This window comes from Agrobacterium sp. 16-2014-1-2a (assembly GCF_053522705.1).
Window position 1 is genome coordinate 303,107 of the sequence record NZ_JBNWBX010000003.1, and the last position, 15,828, is coordinate 318,934.

Genomic DNA, 15,828 nt, shown 5'->3' on the forward strand with positions numbered 1-15,828 from the left:
CTAAAACCTCAACCCCGAAACCGCCAGCGGATTGTCCGTCATCGCCTGCCTGTCCGGACGGTCGATGCGCGGCGTGCCGGTGAACGCAGCAAACAGGTCCTGCACGAACGCCTCCGGCAAATCCTTGGTAATCAGCACCATGCGCGTGCGCTGGTCAGACGGGTCCGGCCATGCCGCGAGGCGCTCGGGTGTGTGGAAAATGTTCTGTACCCCGTGCAGCACAAGGGGTCGGTCTGGATTGTCCGACAGCTTGACGACGGCCTTCATCCGCAACAACTTTTCCCCATGGGCCGAACGCAGCAAGTCCACGAACATGTCGATCGCCATCGGGGCTATCGGCTGGTCGTGAATGATCGAGAAGGAACGGATCGACGCGTCGTGCCGGTTCACATCGTGGTGGTGATGGTGGCCATCGTGGTCGCCATGATGGTGGTGGTCATGATCGTGGTCGTGGTCGTGGTGATCGTGGTCGTGGTCGTGGTCGTGGTCGTGGTGATCGTGTTCCGCCTCTTCCCCCAGCCAGCGGCCGACATCGGCATTTTTACTGCCGGGATCGTAAAGACCGTTATCCAGCAGTGCGGCAGCACTCCAATCCGCCCGATCACCATCCTCGATCGTCGCGCGCGGGTTTAGCGCCTGAAGGCGGGCCGTCAGCGTGGAAATTGTGGAAGCATCGGCAAGCGCGCGCTTCGTCATCACCAGCCGATCGGCCACCGCCGCCTGCTTCACCGCTTCCTCGTGATTATCGAGTGTGGACAGGCCGTTCACGGCATCCACAACCGTAATGATGCCGTTCAGAACGAAATTCTGCGCAATCACCGGGTTGCCCATGACAGACTGCATGACGGGAGCGGGATCAGCAAGACCAGTGGTTTCGATCACGACACGCTTCACCGGCTTCAGCTTGCCGGTCTGGATGCCGTCCATCAGTTCCGCCAGAGTATCCACCAGCTCGCCGCGAACGGTGCAGCAAAGGCAGCCTTCCGCCAGTTCGATGATGCCCTCGCCTGCACTTTCAACCAGCATATGGTCGATGCTGACATCGCCGAATTCATTGATGATGATCGCGGCGTCGCTCATATCGGGGTCTTTGAGAAGCCGGTTGAGCAGCGTCGATTTTCCGGCGCCGAGAAATCCGGTGATGATTGAAACCGGTATGCGATCGCGAGACATGTCTTGCCTGTATGTTGATGGCCGCTCCGGCAGATCGTTGGCCGATATTAGATCCGGAACCGCGCAATAATCACAAAAAATCGCCCGGGGCCTGAAGGCCACGAGCGACACTGTAATATCATAACAAACCGAAGCTGCGAATACAGATTCCGCGCAGCGTTCAGGCTTCGCGCGCGCCCTCATCCATAAAGAGTGCGGTTAGGCGAAATCAGAATGTCGGACGCGGGATCGGAATCGGCACGTTGGCCACTTGTCCCTTGGCGCTCGCACCCTTGGCGGTGTTGACCGCCACCGTCTCACTGCCGGGAATGAGACCCGCGAAAGAATATTCCGGCGGACGGGTCATTTCCGTAACGTAGGGCGAATGGATGACCATGCGGCCGGTCTCGTCGCGGCTTTCGCTGCGCACCTTGGCCGCCTTCGGATTGCAGATTTCGGCACTGACGTCGTTTACCTCGGCGGTATCGCCATAGGGTGCCAGCGAGGCGAGTGAAACGCCTTGGCCCGAGGGCGCCGTCAGTCCCATCTGCAGCAGATCAGCGGACTGGTCGGTTCGCCCGGCAAGGCTATCTGCCCCCAGCACCACAGTTATGACCGAACGGCCGTTGCGCACGGCGGAGGACACCTGGTTGAAACCGGATGCGCAGATGAAGCCGGTCTTCATGCCATCTGCGCCATCAAAGCGGCCAACGAGCATATTGAAGTTGGCGTAGTCCTTCTTGCCGGTGGTGACACCTTCCAGCGAGAAATAATGGGCATATTCCGGGAATTCCCGCTTGATGATCAACGCCAGAAGCGCAAGGTCACGCGCCGTCGTATATTGGCCCTTGCCGGGCAGGCCGTTGGCGTTGATGTAACGGGTGGAGCTCATGCCAAGCCGCTGCGCCTGCGCATTCATCTGCGCCACGAAATTATCGCTGGTGCCGCCGATGGTTTCGGCAATCGCCACAGCGATATCATTGGCGGATTTGATAAGCAGCAGCTTCAGCGCGCTGTCCATCGTCAGCTTCTGGCCGGGCTTGAAATACATTTTCGAGGCCGGCTGGTCGGCCGCCTTCTTGCTCATCACCACTTCCGTCTGCGGGCTGAGCTTGCCGGCCTTCATCTGCGAAAAGGCGATATAGGCGGTCATCAGCTTGGTCAGCGAGGCCGGATACCACTTGCGGAACGCTTCCTGGTGGGAAATCACCTTGCCGGTTTTGACATCGACCACCATTTTCGGATTGGCATTCGCCACGGGTGCAGCGGCAACAAGGCCGGCGGTCATGATGGCAATGGCTGCGGAGAGCCGTCGGGCGGCGTTTGGCGATTTAAGATTCTGTGGCAAGGCTTATCCTCGAATTCCCGTCTTCAGTCAGGGAATGGCAATATTCACCATATATGTCCTAGCAATGGCAAAGTACATTGATTACGTCAATTATGCGGCGCACTATCCACCGCGGAGGATAGGCTTTTACGCCATGCCGCACCGATGAACCCAGGAATGAACGAATGCCGATTTTGAACAGAGCCGCCGAACTTCAGCAGGAAGTCAGCGAATGGCGGCGTCACCTGCATGAAAATCCCGAGATTTTGTATGATGTCGACAACACCGCAGCTTTCGTTGCGGACAAGCTGAAATCTTTCGGCGTTGACGAAATCGTGACCGGTCTTGGCCGCACGGGCGTGGTCGGCATCATCATAGGCAATATTCCAGGCAATCGCACCATCGGTTTTCGGGCGGATATGGATGCTCTTCCCATCCTTGAGGAAACCGGCAAACCCTGGGCTTCCAAAACCGCAGGCGCCATGCATGCCTGCGGCCACGACGGCCACACCGCTATGCTGCTTGGCGCCGCCAAATATCTCGCGGAAACCCGCAATTTCACCGGGTCCATCGCGGTCATCTTCCAGCCCGCCGAAGAAGGCGGCGCGGGTGCGCTCGCCATGGTCGAGGACGGCCTGATGGAGCGGTTCGGCATCGATGAGGTCTACGGCATGCACAATATGCCGGGTATTCCGCTCGGCTCGTTCGCCATCCGCAAGGGCGGTATCATGGCGGCACCGGACAAGTTCTCGATCACTGTCAAAGGTCGTGGTGGCCATGCGGCCCAGCCGCACCGCACGATCGACCCGATCACCATCGGCGCACAGATCGTCGGCAATCTGCAGATGATCGCCTCGCGCAATGCCGATCCGATCCGATCCGTGGTTGTGTCCGTCACACGCTTTCACGCCGGCTCCAGCCACAACATCATTCCCAACGACGCGCTGATTGCCGGCACGGTGCGTAGTCTGGACGAGACGGTGCGTGATCTCGCGCAGGATCGCATCAAGCAGATGGCGGAAGGCATAGCGCTTGCAAATGGAGCGGAAGCCGAGGTCGTCTATGAGCGTTATTGCCCGGTTACCTTCAACCATGCGGACGAGACCGACCACGCCATCCGCGTCGCCCGCGATGTAGCTGGTGAAAAGAACGTCGACCCCGATGTCGACCCTTCCATGGCGGGCGAGGATTTTTCCTTCATGTTGAAGGAAAGGCCGGGTGCCTTCATCTTCATCGGCAACGGCGATTCGGCCGGCCTTCACAACCCTGGATACGATTTCAACGACGACGCCATCGCCTACGGCATTTCCTATTGGGTGAAACTTGCCGAGCAACGCCTGACGAACTGACTGCCGGGACGCAAAGAAAGCAGAGGAACAGATCGACCGCGATAAAGAACGCGGTTGATCCGCCGGCTACGGCAGGTTAAAGAGCAATTCAGTGTCCACGTAGCTCAGCAGGATAGAGCACAGGATTCCTAAGACAAATTGGGGGTTGCGCCCGGAAACGACGCAATCGATCTGCTCAAAGTCGGGGAAAGCTTCGCTGGTCTTCCAGCATGCCAATCCCGAGCCAAGCTCCGGAGAAATCCGGTGAAGGTGTAGAGACTGGATGGGCAGCACCTAAAAGCCGAAAGGCTCACGGTGAAGGGACAGTCCAGACCACGAACGTCCTATCCAATGGAGATGGGCGGCGGCTAAAGCCGAAGTGGTATGAATCCTGGGGTCGGAGGTTCGAATCCTCTCGTGGACACCATTTTCCTGTAAATTCAGTTTAAAACAATAATATAGAAAAGAGCGGAATGTCGTGACCCGCTTCACTGCTCGCCATGCGGCTCTAGTCCTAGACAAACATAATAGCTGTCCCGTTTCGGTCAGCGTGCACACCGGTATTTTCGAACGGCGACCGCATCGATTGGTCACGTTCGTTTTACCAATTAGCTCCGGTCTTTTGCGCGTTTGATCGCAAACACATCTCGTGCATCCACAAACAGCACCTATCTAAGATGCTCACACCCGATGAAGGAGACAGAATGATCAACGAATATGGCCCATACGTACAGATGGGAACGCTTGCAGAGCAGATGGCCACCAGATACCGGATGGACCCAAATCTCGCACTGGAACCGCACCTGTTGCACTATATGGAAGAAGTCGAGGTAAATATCGCCGCCGACAGCTTCGATCATGTTGGGTTCATGGACAAGATCCGCAGCCGGCTGGAAATGACACTGGCGAAGACCGTCGACCCTCGATGCAGAGAATTCCTGCATGCGGTTGTGGTCGCACTTCAGGAGCGTATCGATCGTCATTCACTCGACGTTGCGTGATCGCCGTTCCTCCTTCCACGTTGCATCAGGTCTCTGCAAATGAACTTCTATGACGCGGGCAAGAAGCTGCCTGCGACGCGGCGTTCAGCAGCGTGGTGCGCAAGCCGTCAAAAATTCACTCGATGAAAACGCGCACGCTCGAAGCGCGGCCATCGGCGTCTATCACGGTCAGCGTTGAAAACCCCTGCCCTTCCGGTCGCCATTCGCTGTTGCGGCGGAGCGAAGCATCCGGGAGCGGCCTGCCGTTGGCGAGCCAGCGGAAGGGCGCGCGGCCGCCTTGCAGCTTCAGCACTAGCGGCGAAATGCCTGACTGGCTGGAGAGCTCCACCCTAGCCCCTTCCGGTGGATAGACGATGCGCGGCGCGCTTTCGCGCCTTGAGGCCGAAAGCAGGCCGCTTGCGGTCAATGTGAAACGCCGCTGGTTGGCGGGAAGGTCGCTCACGGCCACCCGCGCGACGCCAGAAGGTGCAGCAGGCATTGGCGTGATCGCCACGCCGGATTTCTCGAAAGCCTCGAAGAGGATCGGGGCTGCCGTCGCATAACCGGCAATGCCCGGGACGGCGCCGTTATCGGCACGACCGACCCAGACGCCGATGACATGCCGCCCGTCATAACCTACCGACCAGGCATCACGGTAACCGTAGCTGGTGCCGGTCTTGTAGGCGATGCCGCGCTGCTTCATGCCGAGTGGCGGCAGCACACCGGACAGGATGTCGGAGACGTTCCAGATCGCAGCGTCGGCAAACAGCCGATCTCCGGCAAGCCGTTGCGGCGCGGAGCGCACACCGTCCCCCAGCCGCACAGGGTCGCCGCCGCCGGCAAGGCCCGCATAAAGCTGCACCAGATCAACCAGCGAAATACCAGCACCTCCTAGCGCAATGGCAAGGCCCGGCGCCTCGGTGGTGGGAAGCACGAGCTTCACGCCCACGCGGCGAAAACGCACCATCAGCGCAGATGGGCTGACAGCATCCAGAAGCTTTACGGCGGGCACATTGAGCGACAGTTGCAGTGCCTGCCTGATGCTGACATCACCCTGATAATGCATATCGAAATTACGCGGGCGGTAACCGGAAAAATCCGCCGGGCGATCCTCGATGATGGTTTCCTGCCCGATGAGACCATTTTCAAAGGCAAGGCCATAGATGAATGGCTTGAGAGTGGAGCCCGGCGAGCGCACGGCGCGGCTCATCTCCACGAAACCGCGCCTTGCAGTATCGAGATAATCAGCGGAACCAACTTCAGCCACAATATCACCGGTCTGCGCGTCGGCCATGACGATGGCGACGGAGACCTTTTCTGTCAGCTTTTCCGCTGCATGGCGGGCAACGGCTTCCAGTTCCCGCTGGATCGGCAATCTGAGCGTCGAGTGCGCCTCGGTGGCATTGGCAAACTTCACGCGTGCGGCAGCCGCCATATGCGGTGCATAGGCCGGCAGATCACGCCGGTTGGCGGGAACGGCTGCAAGGGTCGCCCGCTCTGCTTCGCCTTCACCCACCACGCGTTCCACGGCAAGGCGCTGCAAAACCCTCTCCCGCGCCTGCCTTGCCGCATCCGGAAAGCGGTCCGGTCGGCGTTTCTCCGGCAATTGCGGCAGCGCAACCAGAAGAGCCGCCTCCGCCGTGTCGAGCCGGGCGGGCTCCTTGCCAAACCAGGCGAGGCTTGCGGCACGAACACCCTCAAGATTGCCGCCATAAGGCGCGATATTCAGATAAAGATCGAGGATTTCCACCTTGTCGAGCCGTCTTTCGATCTGGAGCGCGCGCAATCCCTGCAGAAACTTCGCCGAAAACGACCGGTCGGTGCGCGGTTCGATCAGCCGCGCCACCTGCATGGAAAGCGTCGAGGCGCCGGAGACGATCCGGCCGTTGCTTGCCAATTGCCAGGCGGAGCGCAGCAGCGCCCACGGGTCAATGCCGTGATGGTCGTAAAAACGCTGGTCCTCGTAAGCGATCAGCATGCGCAGGAACTGCGGATCGACTTCTGCAGCGCTGGTTTTCAGCCTCCAGCGGCCATCAGGTGTCGCAAATGCGCGCAGCAACCGCCCGTCTCTATCCAGCACCTCGAAGGACCGCTGCTGCGCAGCCTCCAGTGGTGGTGGATAGGCTTTGTCCAGCGCATCGAGACCGAAGGCCGCACCGCCTACAAGCAGAGCGGCCGACACGATGCCGACGATGATCGCCTTTTTTCGCCTCATGGGGTTGCCGAACGCACCTCCATGCGGCCCGTTGCCGTGCGGGCGGAAAATTGCGGCCGGTACATATCCTCGACCGAGGCCGCCGGATGATCATAAGTGCCCGGGGTGACGGCCCGGACCACATAGGCCAGCGTGATTTCCGAACTGTCGCCAGCCGTGCGATCGAAGGCCGCCACGAACCGGTCGTAGCGGAATTCGGTATGCGCAGCTTCGGTTTCCGGCAACCAGTCGAAATTCGAAAGGGCGGCAGAATTGACGAGGCTCGGATTGTCGATCTCGAAACCGGAAGGCAGAAGGTCAGTCACGAGAATGCGTGCTTGCCAGTCATTTTTAGGCGTGACATTCAGCACCGCCACGTAACGCTCGTTCTGCACCACCTCGCTCGCGTTCACCTCCTCGCCATCCATGGAATAATAGGTACGGGTAATGGTGAAGCCCTCGCCACCGGCGGCAAGCGGTTGTGCCGGGGGCGCGACCGTGGTGACCACCGCCGTGACCGGATCAGCCGACGCGTTGGCGATCTTCAAGGGTGCCGCCAGCAATTCGTCGCCGCTCATCCGCTTGCCGAAACCGCCGGTCTGCAAATCGCCGTTCACATCAAGACGGATATCCTTGTCCTCACCTTTGACGGCGCGGGCGGCAAGCAGCATCCATGCCTGTTCTTGGGTGCTGGTATAGGGTTTCTTTTCCCATTCCTTCGCCACGGCACCTGCAAGTTGCGGCACGACGGCAGGAACCGGACGGCTTTCCGCCGCAAGCGCCAGCGTCGCTGCGCCATCACGCAGGGCGGAACCGTAATCCGCCCTTGCGAAGCTAACCTTGGTGGCACGGCTCGCCATATCGAGCGAGGCACCGAACACAGTCTTCGCGCGTGCCTGATCTCCATAAAGCGAAAGGGCTGCGGCAACCTGCGCCTTGGCAAGCGGTGTGGGGAAATCGGCAAGCGCCGTATCCGCATAATATCTGAGATCGTTGATCGCCGCCTTGCGGTTGCGCGCCAGAACGTAAAGCGAATAGGCGATCTCGTTGCCCCGATCCTTGACGTTGCTATCGTAGGAAAGACCGTTTTGCAGGTTGCTCAAAGCCTGCACCATCGCCTGTTCGGGAACATCGTAACCCTGCTCGCGCGCACGGGTCAGGAAGTCGCTGATATAGGCATCCAGCCACAGATCTCCGTAACCGGGAGACCAGAGGCCGAAACTGCCGGAACTCGACTGGAAGGACAGCACCCGGTAGATCGCCTCCTGCACGCGGCGGCGGGTATCCGGGTCCTCGGCAATGCCGCTATCCTTGGTCATTTCCGAGAGATAAAGCAGCGGCAAAGCGCGGCTCGTCGTCTGCTCGGCGCAGCCGTAAGGATATTTGTCGAGCATCATCACCAGCGCCGGAATATCGAAGGCTGGCGAGCGTGTGACGTTGACGGCGACGGACGAACCGAGAAGCATGCTATCGGCCAGAAGGTCGCCATTGATCGTCAGGCTGCTATTGGGCGCGATCTTGATTTCACGCCGCGTCGTGACCGGCAGAACGGCTGGACGCACGGGAACATTCAATACCTGCTCCAGCGAAAGACCGGCGGCATTGGAGACCTTGATGGTGATTGCGCCATTGCCCGGCTGTTCGCCTGTTAACGGCACGGTCAGCGACGACTTGCCGCCCTTTTGCAGTGCCAGGGTCTGCGACATCTCACCCTGATCGACCGTAAGTGCCGTGTTGCTGGTCACATCCAGCCGGTAGTCGCCGGCATCGCCATCGGTATTGGCGATATCGAGCCGCAATTGCGAGACATCGCCGGGCGCGAGGAACTTCGGTGCACTGGCCGTCACCACCACGGGATCTCGAATGACGGCGTCGGAGACCGCATGTCCCACGCCCGTCTTCGTCCAGGCGACAGCCATGATGCGGGCCGTGCCGTTGAACTGAGGAATATCGAAGCTCACCGTCGCCTTGCCGTGTGCGTCAAGTTCGACAGGTCCCGAGAAGAAGGCCACGAGCTTTTCGGTGGGCGGGCTGCCCTGCAGTGCTGCGCCCCCGCCATCACCGCCCGTTCTCAGGCGACCGGTGGCGCCAAGCGAGCCGTCGATCAGGCGGCCATAGAGGTCGCGGATTTCCAGCCCCAGCCGTCGCTGACCGAAATACCATTCATCCGGCTTCGGCGGTTCATAGCGGGTGAGGTTCAATATGCCGACATCCACAGCCGCGACGATGACATAGGCCTTTTCGCCCACGCCCGCGCCGGCGACACTGATCGGAATTTCAAGCGGCTGACGCGGCAGCGTCTTCTGCGGCGCGCCTAGCGTTACCGCAAGCTTGCGCTCGGCGGGATCGACGGCAAGCCACTTGATGCCTATGGCGCGCATCGGCATGCGGCTTTCCTGCGCATCGCCCGGACGGAACAGCGTGGCCGTCACATACGCCCCCGCGCCCCATTCCTCGGTAACGGGAATGTCGATCTCGCCGCCATCCTCACCGATCTCAGCATTCTGCACGGAAATCAGCTTTTCCGAACCTGACGTGACCATCAGCTGACCGGCAAAACGCGACGATACCTTGAGTTTTGCGGTATCACCGATCTTGTAGTTTTGTTTGTCCAGCGCGATTTCCAGCGCATCCGGCGTCTCTGTCGAGCTTGCCTCGACGTAGAAACCAGCATCAAATTCGACGCTCGAAACCGGTGCGCCATTGCCGGCACCTTCCACTTCCAGCCTGTAGCGGCCCCAGGTGACAGGCACGGAAATCTCACCGCCATTGGCATCGACGGAAACCGTGCCGGTTTCGGTCTGTTTGGTATATTCCACCGGTTCGTACCGCCAGGAGTTACCCTGACGATACCATTGATAGTTTCGCTCTACCTTGATCAGCTTCCAGCTGAGGCCACTCATCGCCTGTTTCGCGCCATCAGCTGTCACGCCGATAATGTGGAAACGGCCAACGGAATTCTGGGCGAGATCACCCGAAAACTGCGGTTTGATGCCGATGACAGGTGCTTGCGCCTTCACCGGCAGCGTCAGAGATCGTTCGACGGCGCGGCCACCGGCCTCGCGCATCCGAACGGTGATGTTGGCGGAAAGCAGCTGCGTGGTGGAAGGCAAATCCGTAAGATCGACATTGAAGCTTGCCTTGCCTTCTTCGTCCAGCGCCGGAAGATCGGCAAGCGCGGTGCGATTTTCCTCTTCGCTTTCCTCATCCGCTAGACCGAAGAAATAACCCTCGAAGTCGGTACTCGTCCGGGTCGGCTTGACGGCGACCTCACCTTCCAGCGTCAGGCCAGCTGCGGGCGCGCCGTAGAGATAACGGCCATCGACGTCGATTGCCGTTTCCGCGCCCGGCTCGATCTGTTTCACCTTGCTGGAGAGATCAAATTCGGTGCGATCAGGCACGAAATCATCGACCAGAAAGCTCTTTTCGCTGATCGCAGCCGTTTTCGGATCGGTATGAATGCGCAGCGTCCAGGTGCCGCGCATGGCATTCGCCTGCAAGGGCAGATCGACCGCATGGCCGCCGAGCGCCTTGCCGTCACTCACGAAACGCCGGTCCTCGACGCCATCAGGACGCGAGAAGATGAAGGTCAGCGGCAGATCCTCGATCGCCTTGCCGTCAACATCACGGGCCAGCGCTGCCGCGTGCACGGTCTCGCCGGCGCGGTAGATGCCGCGCTCTGTCCAGCTGAACACGTCGATGGCGCCGGGGGCCGCGCGGCCAGTCACACCACGGTCGGAAAGATCGAAACCGGCGCGCGTCATGTCCAGAAAGACGTAGTCCTTGTCGCCGTTGCGCGCTGTGAGGATGGCTGGCGCCTGCGCCGCTGTGCCACGCATCAGGCCTGCCGAAAATACTGCCCTGCCGTCTGCATCCGTCTTTGCAGTGCCGAGCACTTCGTTGTTCTTGGCGAGCAATTGCAAGTCCACCCCGCCAAGCGGTGCGGCGCTGCCGAGCGAGCGCACGAATACGTTCAGGCCATCGGTGCCGGCATAGGTGGTGATGCCCGTATCGGAAACGAGGAACCACTGCGTGGCGCGCGAATCCCATGTCTCCGGTGCGGTGCCGGGCGGTACGGCGGTCAGCACATAGATGCCGGGCTTCCGCTCCGGCAAGGCTTCGTCCACCGGAAAGCTCGTCACTACGTCCTTGTTGAGGTCCGGCTGAATGTCTATCGAACCTTGCCAGACCAGCTCGCCGAGCTCGTTTTCAATACGGTCGGCGTTGTAACCGTCCATCTGCGTCAAAAACTGCGAGTTTGCCAAGACCGACGTGATGTTACGGTCGCCAATACGGTAAAGCTTCAGATCGGCCTTTTCGGCATTGACCGAAACAATGGGAATGCCGCGCCGCGCCGTGCCCGGCAGCACGAAGTTCTCGCCGGTGAAGCGGACGCTCGCTGCACGGTCACGCACGTAGATATCGAGATCGACCTGCTTTTCCAGCGGTTCTTCCACCGAGGACGGCAGGCCGGCGCGGAACGCAATCTTGTAACGCTGACCATGGGTCAGCCCCTCGACGCAAATCTCACTGCCCTTCGCCTCGATCGCCTTGGGTGCAGCACCATCCAATGTGACGAAAGAGGAATAATCGACACCGTTCTTCACCAGCGGTTCGGAAAACTGCACGCATGCGCGCGGGCTGACACTATCCGTATCAATCGTATTGTTGATGACGCGGAATCCCTGGCGCGTGCGCAGATCGGCATAGGCCGCCTTCGTCTGCGCATTATCGGAAAGTGTGAGGCTCTCCTTATAGGCATTAAGCGCCGCGCGATAATTCTGGGTCTTTTCGAAAGCCTGGGCCAGCCGGTTCAACGCCTCGGTGCGGGCACTGACCGTGCGGCTCAACTGATAGGCATTGATGGCAGCGGAAGCGGCCTGGCCCGCAATCGCGTAATTGTCGGCAACCTGCGCCGCCCTTTGCGAAAATTCGGCCCAGAGAGCACCGTCATCGGGCGAAATCGCAAGAGCCGCCTTGTAGGTTTCGATCGCGTCGGCTGCCGCCTGCTGCCTTGCCGTTTGCAGCAGGTTCTCCAGTCCCTGGCTCTGCTGCTCCGCGCTTGCCGCAAGGCCCGATTTCAGCCGGCGCGCTTCCTGCTGCAGGCTATCAGTCACGAAAGAAAGACGCTGCGGTGCACCGATATCGGCTTCAGCGACAACCTGCACGATCTTGCCGGCGACGGCACCGGGGAAGGCATTGAGCTGATTGAAATCCGATTTAAGGAAACACCATTGCACCTTGGGATTGTAGGTGAACGCCTTGCAGGCGGTATCGCCGACGCAAATCTCGCCGCACTGCTCAAGCGAGACATTCTGCTCGGTTCTGAGATCGAACCCGAAATAATCGCCATTTTTGGTGGTAACCACCTTGCGGGAAGGTTCCGCCGCCACAGCTGGAATAAAAGTAATGGCGGTTGAGACCGCAATCAACGAGATCCGGACGAGCGCGCGCAACGACATCAGTTTTCTCCCCGCAACAGACATGTCGGGCGGGACTCTGGTCAAATCCACGCACGGTTGTCAACGCATCATCGTCAATTTGCGACGTGACACTGTGGAGAGAGCGGCAGGCAGGGCTAACGCTAGTCTTCTAATTTGCGCGCTTCGGAAATCAGCATGATCGGCACCCCGTCGCGGATGGGGTAGGCGAGCCCTGCGCTTTCGGACACCAGCTCGTTGCGGGCGCGATCGTAGGAAAGACGTCCCTTCGTCAAGGGGCAAACCAGCAGCTCAAGCAGCTTGGGATCGGCATTGCTCATCCTGTCGTCCATGGCGGCGATCCTACTGCAGCACAGTACCGGCCTCGCCCGAGCCCTGGGCAAGAACGATCTCGGTGATGGCGATCAATGTTTCGGCCCGCGTCCTCAGGTCAGGCGCTTCCAGCAGCGCCTGCTTTTCGGCGGGACCAAAGGGAGACATCATGGAAAGCGAATTGACGAGGACACGATTGCCTGCGCGCTCCACGCTTTCCCAATCGGCTTCCAGCTGGTTCGCATCCAGAAACGCGCGGAACACCCGCAGCAGATTTTCGCGGTCCACAGCGTCCTCATCATACTCGCCGGAAAGATCGGCGATGAAGGGCGCGTGCCGGAAACTGCGATAGGGCTTGCCCACATCCACCTCTTCCAGCAGGCGGAAGCGGCAGATGCCGGTGAGCGAAATGACATAACGCCCATCCCCGGTTTCCGAAAAGGAAGTTATGCGACCAAGACATCCGACAGCGCTCAAAGGACCACCATCATGCCCCCCCTCAATGACGTGAAGGGCCGGCTGCACCATGCCGATGACCCGGTGGCCGGCCAGTGCCATATCAATCATGGCGAGGTATCTAGGCTCGAAGACATTGAGCGGCAGGTGGCCTTCCGGCAAAAGCAACGCGCCCGACAATGGAAATACCGGCACAGTTTCCGGCAAATCATTGTTCTTCACATATCTCGCATTTCCGACATGCATGGGATCAAGCCCCCTGTTCACCGCTGCCCGGCCGGCGGATCAACCGCCATGGCCGGGATATGCCCGCATTACGAAAACAAGATCGACGAAAGCTTCCGGCGCCCGGCCACACTTGCCGGATCCTTGAAGCCCCAGGCCTCGAAAAACTCCAGAAGCTGGCGGCGCGCGCCGTCATCATCAAAGGTTCTGTCCTTGCGCATGACATAGAGCAGATGATCCGCTGCCTCATCCCGCCGCCCTTGAGCGTTGAGGACCTTGGCAAGCTTCACACGAGCCTCGTAATTATCGGGATCGAGCGCGAGATCACGTTCCAGCGCCACCGGGTCGCCAATCTTGCGGGCTTCTTCATATTGCGCGATCTTTTTCGAGACGAGCTGAATGCCAGCATCTGCGGCCACTTCCGCCGGCAGGGACGAGAGGAGTTCGCTTGCCCGTTCATATTGTCCAACGGCAATCATGCATTCGGCAATACCAGCGATTGCGGCGGCGTTTTCGGGATCGGCCTGCATAACCGCGCCGAACAATTGTGCCGCGCCATTATGATCGCCATCCGCCAGAAGCTGCTTTGCCTCTGCCAGAACCGCTTCGATCTCAGCCTTCGGATCACCCGCATCAGGTCCGGCGATCTTGTCGATGAACTGCTTGATCTGGCTTTCCGGTACCGCGCCCATGAAGCCATCCACCGGCCTGCCATCCAGGAAAGCAACGATGGCGGGAATGGACTGGATGCCGAGTTGTCCTGGAATAGACGGGTGATCGTCGATATTCAGTTTCACAAGCTTCACGCGGCCATTCGCCTCGTTTACTGCCTTTTCGAGAACCGGCGTCAGCTGCTTGCATGGGCCGCACCACGGTGCCCAGAAATCCACCAGAACCGGCTGGTGGCGCGATTCCTCGAGAACATCCTTGGAGAAGGCCGCCGTTGTGGTGTCCTTGATGTGACCGGAAGACGCGCCGTTCAGCTCCCCGCTATATTGCGCGTTGCCGGACATCTGCCCGCCGTAGGAACTGCCGTAAGGATTGTTCGTGCCGCTCATGCCGGTCTCCCGTAATCTCTGTCGTATTGTCTTGGTTGAAGCAAAGATCGTATCTCACTCGCTGACTTTCAAGACAAGCGGCGTGTGGCCGGTCGCCTCCAGGAAGCGAATGAGGTCTTTGTTTCCTATCGTCGTCGTCTGGTCGTTGGAAAGCGGGTGACCGTTGATAAGCTCGTTTTCCAGAAGATCGCTGTCGAGTACGAAGGTGACCTGCCCACCCGTGTCGTTGATGGCGCCGAAAACCGTGACAGATCCCGGCACGACACCCAGATATTCAAGCATTTTTTCCGGCCTGCCGAAGGATACGCGGCTTGCCGCGCCAATCGTCTTGTGAACGCTTTTCAGATCGACGACCGCGTTCTCCTCAACGGTCAGAACGAAATATTGATCCTTCTTGTCCTTCACAAAAAGGTTCTTCGTGTGGCCGCCCGGGATTAGATCACGCAACGACTGGGATTCAGCAACGGTGTAGACCGGCTCATGCTGTTTTGTCTTATGCTCGATGCCGAGCCCGTCCAGAAACGCGAACAAGTCCGCTGCCGTCTTCGGAGAATTTTCCGCCATATCCTGCCGCCTGCCTTTGCCGATTCCGATATCCTCTCCGTCATGATTAAGGGGGCAACCGCGGCTTGGCAACGCGTGAAAAAGCGACGGCGCGAAAATTCCCAATCATTTCCGCCGCTTGTCGCATTTCTCAAAGAAATTTTCGCGTTTTTGTCATTTCCCTGTTGCATTCCAAAATCGATTGAGCGATATAGCGCCCGTCGCCGCATTGCGGTGGCCCACGGTTCAGCGTACTACCCCGGACCGATGGATTTGAGCGGGTGTAGCTCAGGGGTAGAGCACAACCTTGCCAAGGTTGGGGTCGAGGGTTCAAATCCCTTCGCCCGCTCCAAATTTCCCAGAACACAGTTATTTGCGTTATTTCGATTGCTTATGAAGACGCCGCTCCCGGTCTGTCGGCTTGGCGTGCATGATTTTTATCGGGCGACGTGTAATCAGGCGGAACTTTTGGCAAGGATATCCATTCTTGACGCGAGGCTCCTAACCTCAGTTCCCCTCTGAATTGCCCGCCGCGAGCGGGCATTTTTTGTCACCCCGTGAAAATACCATTTGGCACAGGGAACAGCTCCCGGGCGCATCGCGTTTTCCTGCGTTGGTCAACACGAGGGGATAGCTCATGTCCATAAATCTCAGACGAACTTGTGTGGTTGCCGTATTTGCCGTCCTGTCCATCCCGGCTGCCTCTTTCGCTGCCGACATGATCAATTACGGAAGGGAAACGGCCCCGAAATACAAAGTGCACCATCATCCACGTGCCGTTGCAAATGTCTATGCTGCCGGCGCGCCCTTAC

10 protein-coding genes and 1 tRNA gene are annotated in these 15,828 nt (G+C 59.3%); 3 read left to right on the forward strand and 8 right to left on the reverse strand.

The window, feature by feature from the left end; all coding sequences use genetic code 11:
• On the reverse strand, positions 1-1,173 hold the full coding sequence (locus tag ACQZ45_RS13055; protein ID WP_448742273.1) for a CobW family GTP-binding protein: 1,173 nt from the start codon (positions 1,171-1,173) through the stop codon (positions 1-3).
• Positions 1,174-1,381: 208 nt separating this feature from the next.
• Positions 1,382-2,440 carry a D-alanyl-D-alanine carboxypeptidase family protein gene (locus ACQZ45_RS13060; protein WP_046205618.1) on the reverse strand — a complete coding sequence of 353 codons (1,059 nt, stop codon included), beginning with the start codon at positions 2,438-2,440 and terminating at the stop codon, positions 1,382-1,384.
• A 224-nt stretch (positions 2,441-2,664) separates the two neighbouring features.
• Between ACQZ45_RS13060 and ACQZ45_RS13065 the strand changes: the two genes are divergently transcribed.
• Positions 2,665-3,828, forward strand: coding sequence for a M20 aminoacylase family protein (locus ACQZ45_RS13065; RefSeq protein ID WP_448742274.1), 1,164 nt, complete (start codon positions 2,665-2,667; stop codon positions 3,826-3,828).
• 683 nt (positions 3,829-4,511) lie between these two features.
• Positions 4,512-4,808 (forward strand): hypothetical protein, encoded by a 297-nt coding sequence (locus ACQZ45_RS13070; protein WP_013761805.1) that lies wholly within the window; start codon positions 4,512-4,514, stop codon positions 4,806-4,808.
• A 115-nt stretch (positions 4,809-4,923) separates the two neighbouring features.
• Here ACQZ45_RS13070 and pbpC read toward each other — a convergent pair whose 3' ends face one another.
• From pbpC to ACQZ45_RS13100, 6 genes are all read right to left on the reverse strand, one after another.
• On the reverse strand, positions 4,924-7,002 hold the full coding sequence (pbpC, locus tag ACQZ45_RS13075; protein WP_162731116.1) for a penicillin-binding protein 1C: 2,079 nt from the start codon (positions 7,000-7,002) through the stop codon (positions 4,924-4,926).
• Positions 6,999-12,443 carry an alpha-2-macroglobulin family protein gene (locus tag ACQZ45_RS13080; protein WP_060642427.1) on the reverse strand — a complete coding sequence of 1,815 codons (5,445 nt, stop codon included), beginning with the start codon at positions 12,441-12,443 and terminating at the stop codon, positions 6,999-7,001. The genes pbpC and ACQZ45_RS13080 overlap by 4 nt, the downstream gene beginning before the upstream one ends.
• A 122-nt stretch (positions 12,444-12,565) precedes the next feature.
• Complete coding sequence (locus ACQZ45_RS13085) at positions 12,566-12,754, reverse strand: Trm112 family protein (protein ID WP_003511371.1); 189 nt, start codon at positions 12,752-12,754, stop codon at positions 12,566-12,568.
• 10 nt (positions 12,755-12,764) lie between these two features.
• Positions 12,765-13,436 carry an LON peptidase substrate-binding domain-containing protein gene (locus tag ACQZ45_RS13090; protein WP_003511372.1) on the reverse strand — a complete coding sequence of 224 codons (672 nt, stop codon included), beginning with the start codon at positions 13,434-13,436 and terminating at the stop codon, positions 12,765-12,767.
• A 68-nt stretch (positions 13,437-13,504) separates the two neighbouring features.
• A complete protein-coding gene (gene trxA / locus ACQZ45_RS13095) occupies positions 13,505-14,473 on the reverse strand; it encodes a thioredoxin (RefSeq protein ID WP_013761809.1) in 969 nt (322 codons plus the stop codon).
• Between the two features lie 54 nt (positions 14,474-14,527).
• Complete coding sequence (locus ACQZ45_RS13100; RefSeq protein WP_013761810.1) at positions 14,528-15,037, reverse strand: prolyl-tRNA synthetase associated domain-containing protein; 510 nt, start codon at positions 15,035-15,037, stop codon at positions 14,528-14,530.
• A gap of 256 nt (positions 15,038-15,293) precedes the next feature.
• Here ACQZ45_RS13100 and ACQZ45_RS13105 point away from each other — a divergent pair.
• A tRNA-Gly gene (locus tag ACQZ45_RS13105) sits at positions 15,294-15,368 on the forward strand.
• Positions 15,369-15,828 lie beyond the last annotated feature (460 nt).

What these genes read in the sequence shown, in the direction of transcription:
- ACQZ45_RS13055 (WP_448742273.1), bottom strand. Translation starts at nt 1,173, where the DNA reads ATGTCTCGCGATCGCATACCGGTTTCAATCATCACCGGATTTCTCGGC.
- ACQZ45_RS13060 (WP_046205618.1), bottom strand. Translation starts at nt 2,440, where the DNA reads ATGACCGCCGGCCTTGTTGCCGCTGCACCCGTGGCGAATGCCAATCCG.
- ACQZ45_RS13065 (WP_448742274.1), top strand. Translation starts at nt 2,665, where the DNA reads ATGCCGATTTTGAACAGAGCCGCCGAACTTCAGCAGGAAGTCAGCGAA.
- ACQZ45_RS13070 (WP_013761805.1), top strand. Translation starts at nt 4,512, where the DNA reads ATGATCAACGAATATGGCCCATACGTACAGATGGGAACGCTTGCAGAG.
- pbpC (WP_162731116.1), bottom strand. Translation starts at nt 7,002, where the DNA reads ATGAGGCGAAAAAAGGCGATCATCGTCGGCATCGTGTCGGCCGCTCTG.
- ACQZ45_RS13080 (WP_060642427.1), bottom strand. Translation starts at nt 12,443, where the DNA reads ATGTCGTTGCGCGCGCTCGTCCGGATCTCGTTGATTGCGGTCTCAACC.
- ACQZ45_RS13085 (WP_003511371.1), bottom strand. Translation starts at nt 12,754, where the DNA reads ATGGACGACAGGATGAGCAATGCCGATCCCAAGCTGCTTGAGCTGCTG.
- ACQZ45_RS13090 (WP_003511372.1), bottom strand. Translation starts at nt 13,436, where the DNA reads ATGCATGTCGGAAATGCGAGATATGTGAAGAACAATGATTTGCCGGAA.
- trxA (WP_013761809.1), bottom strand. Translation starts at nt 14,473, where the DNA reads ATGAGCGGCACGAACAATCCTTACGGCAGTTCCTACGGCGGGCAGATG.
- ACQZ45_RS13100 (WP_013761810.1), bottom strand. Translation starts at nt 15,037, where the DNA reads ATGGCGGAAAATTCTCCGAAGACGGCAGCGGACTTGTTCGCGTTTCTG.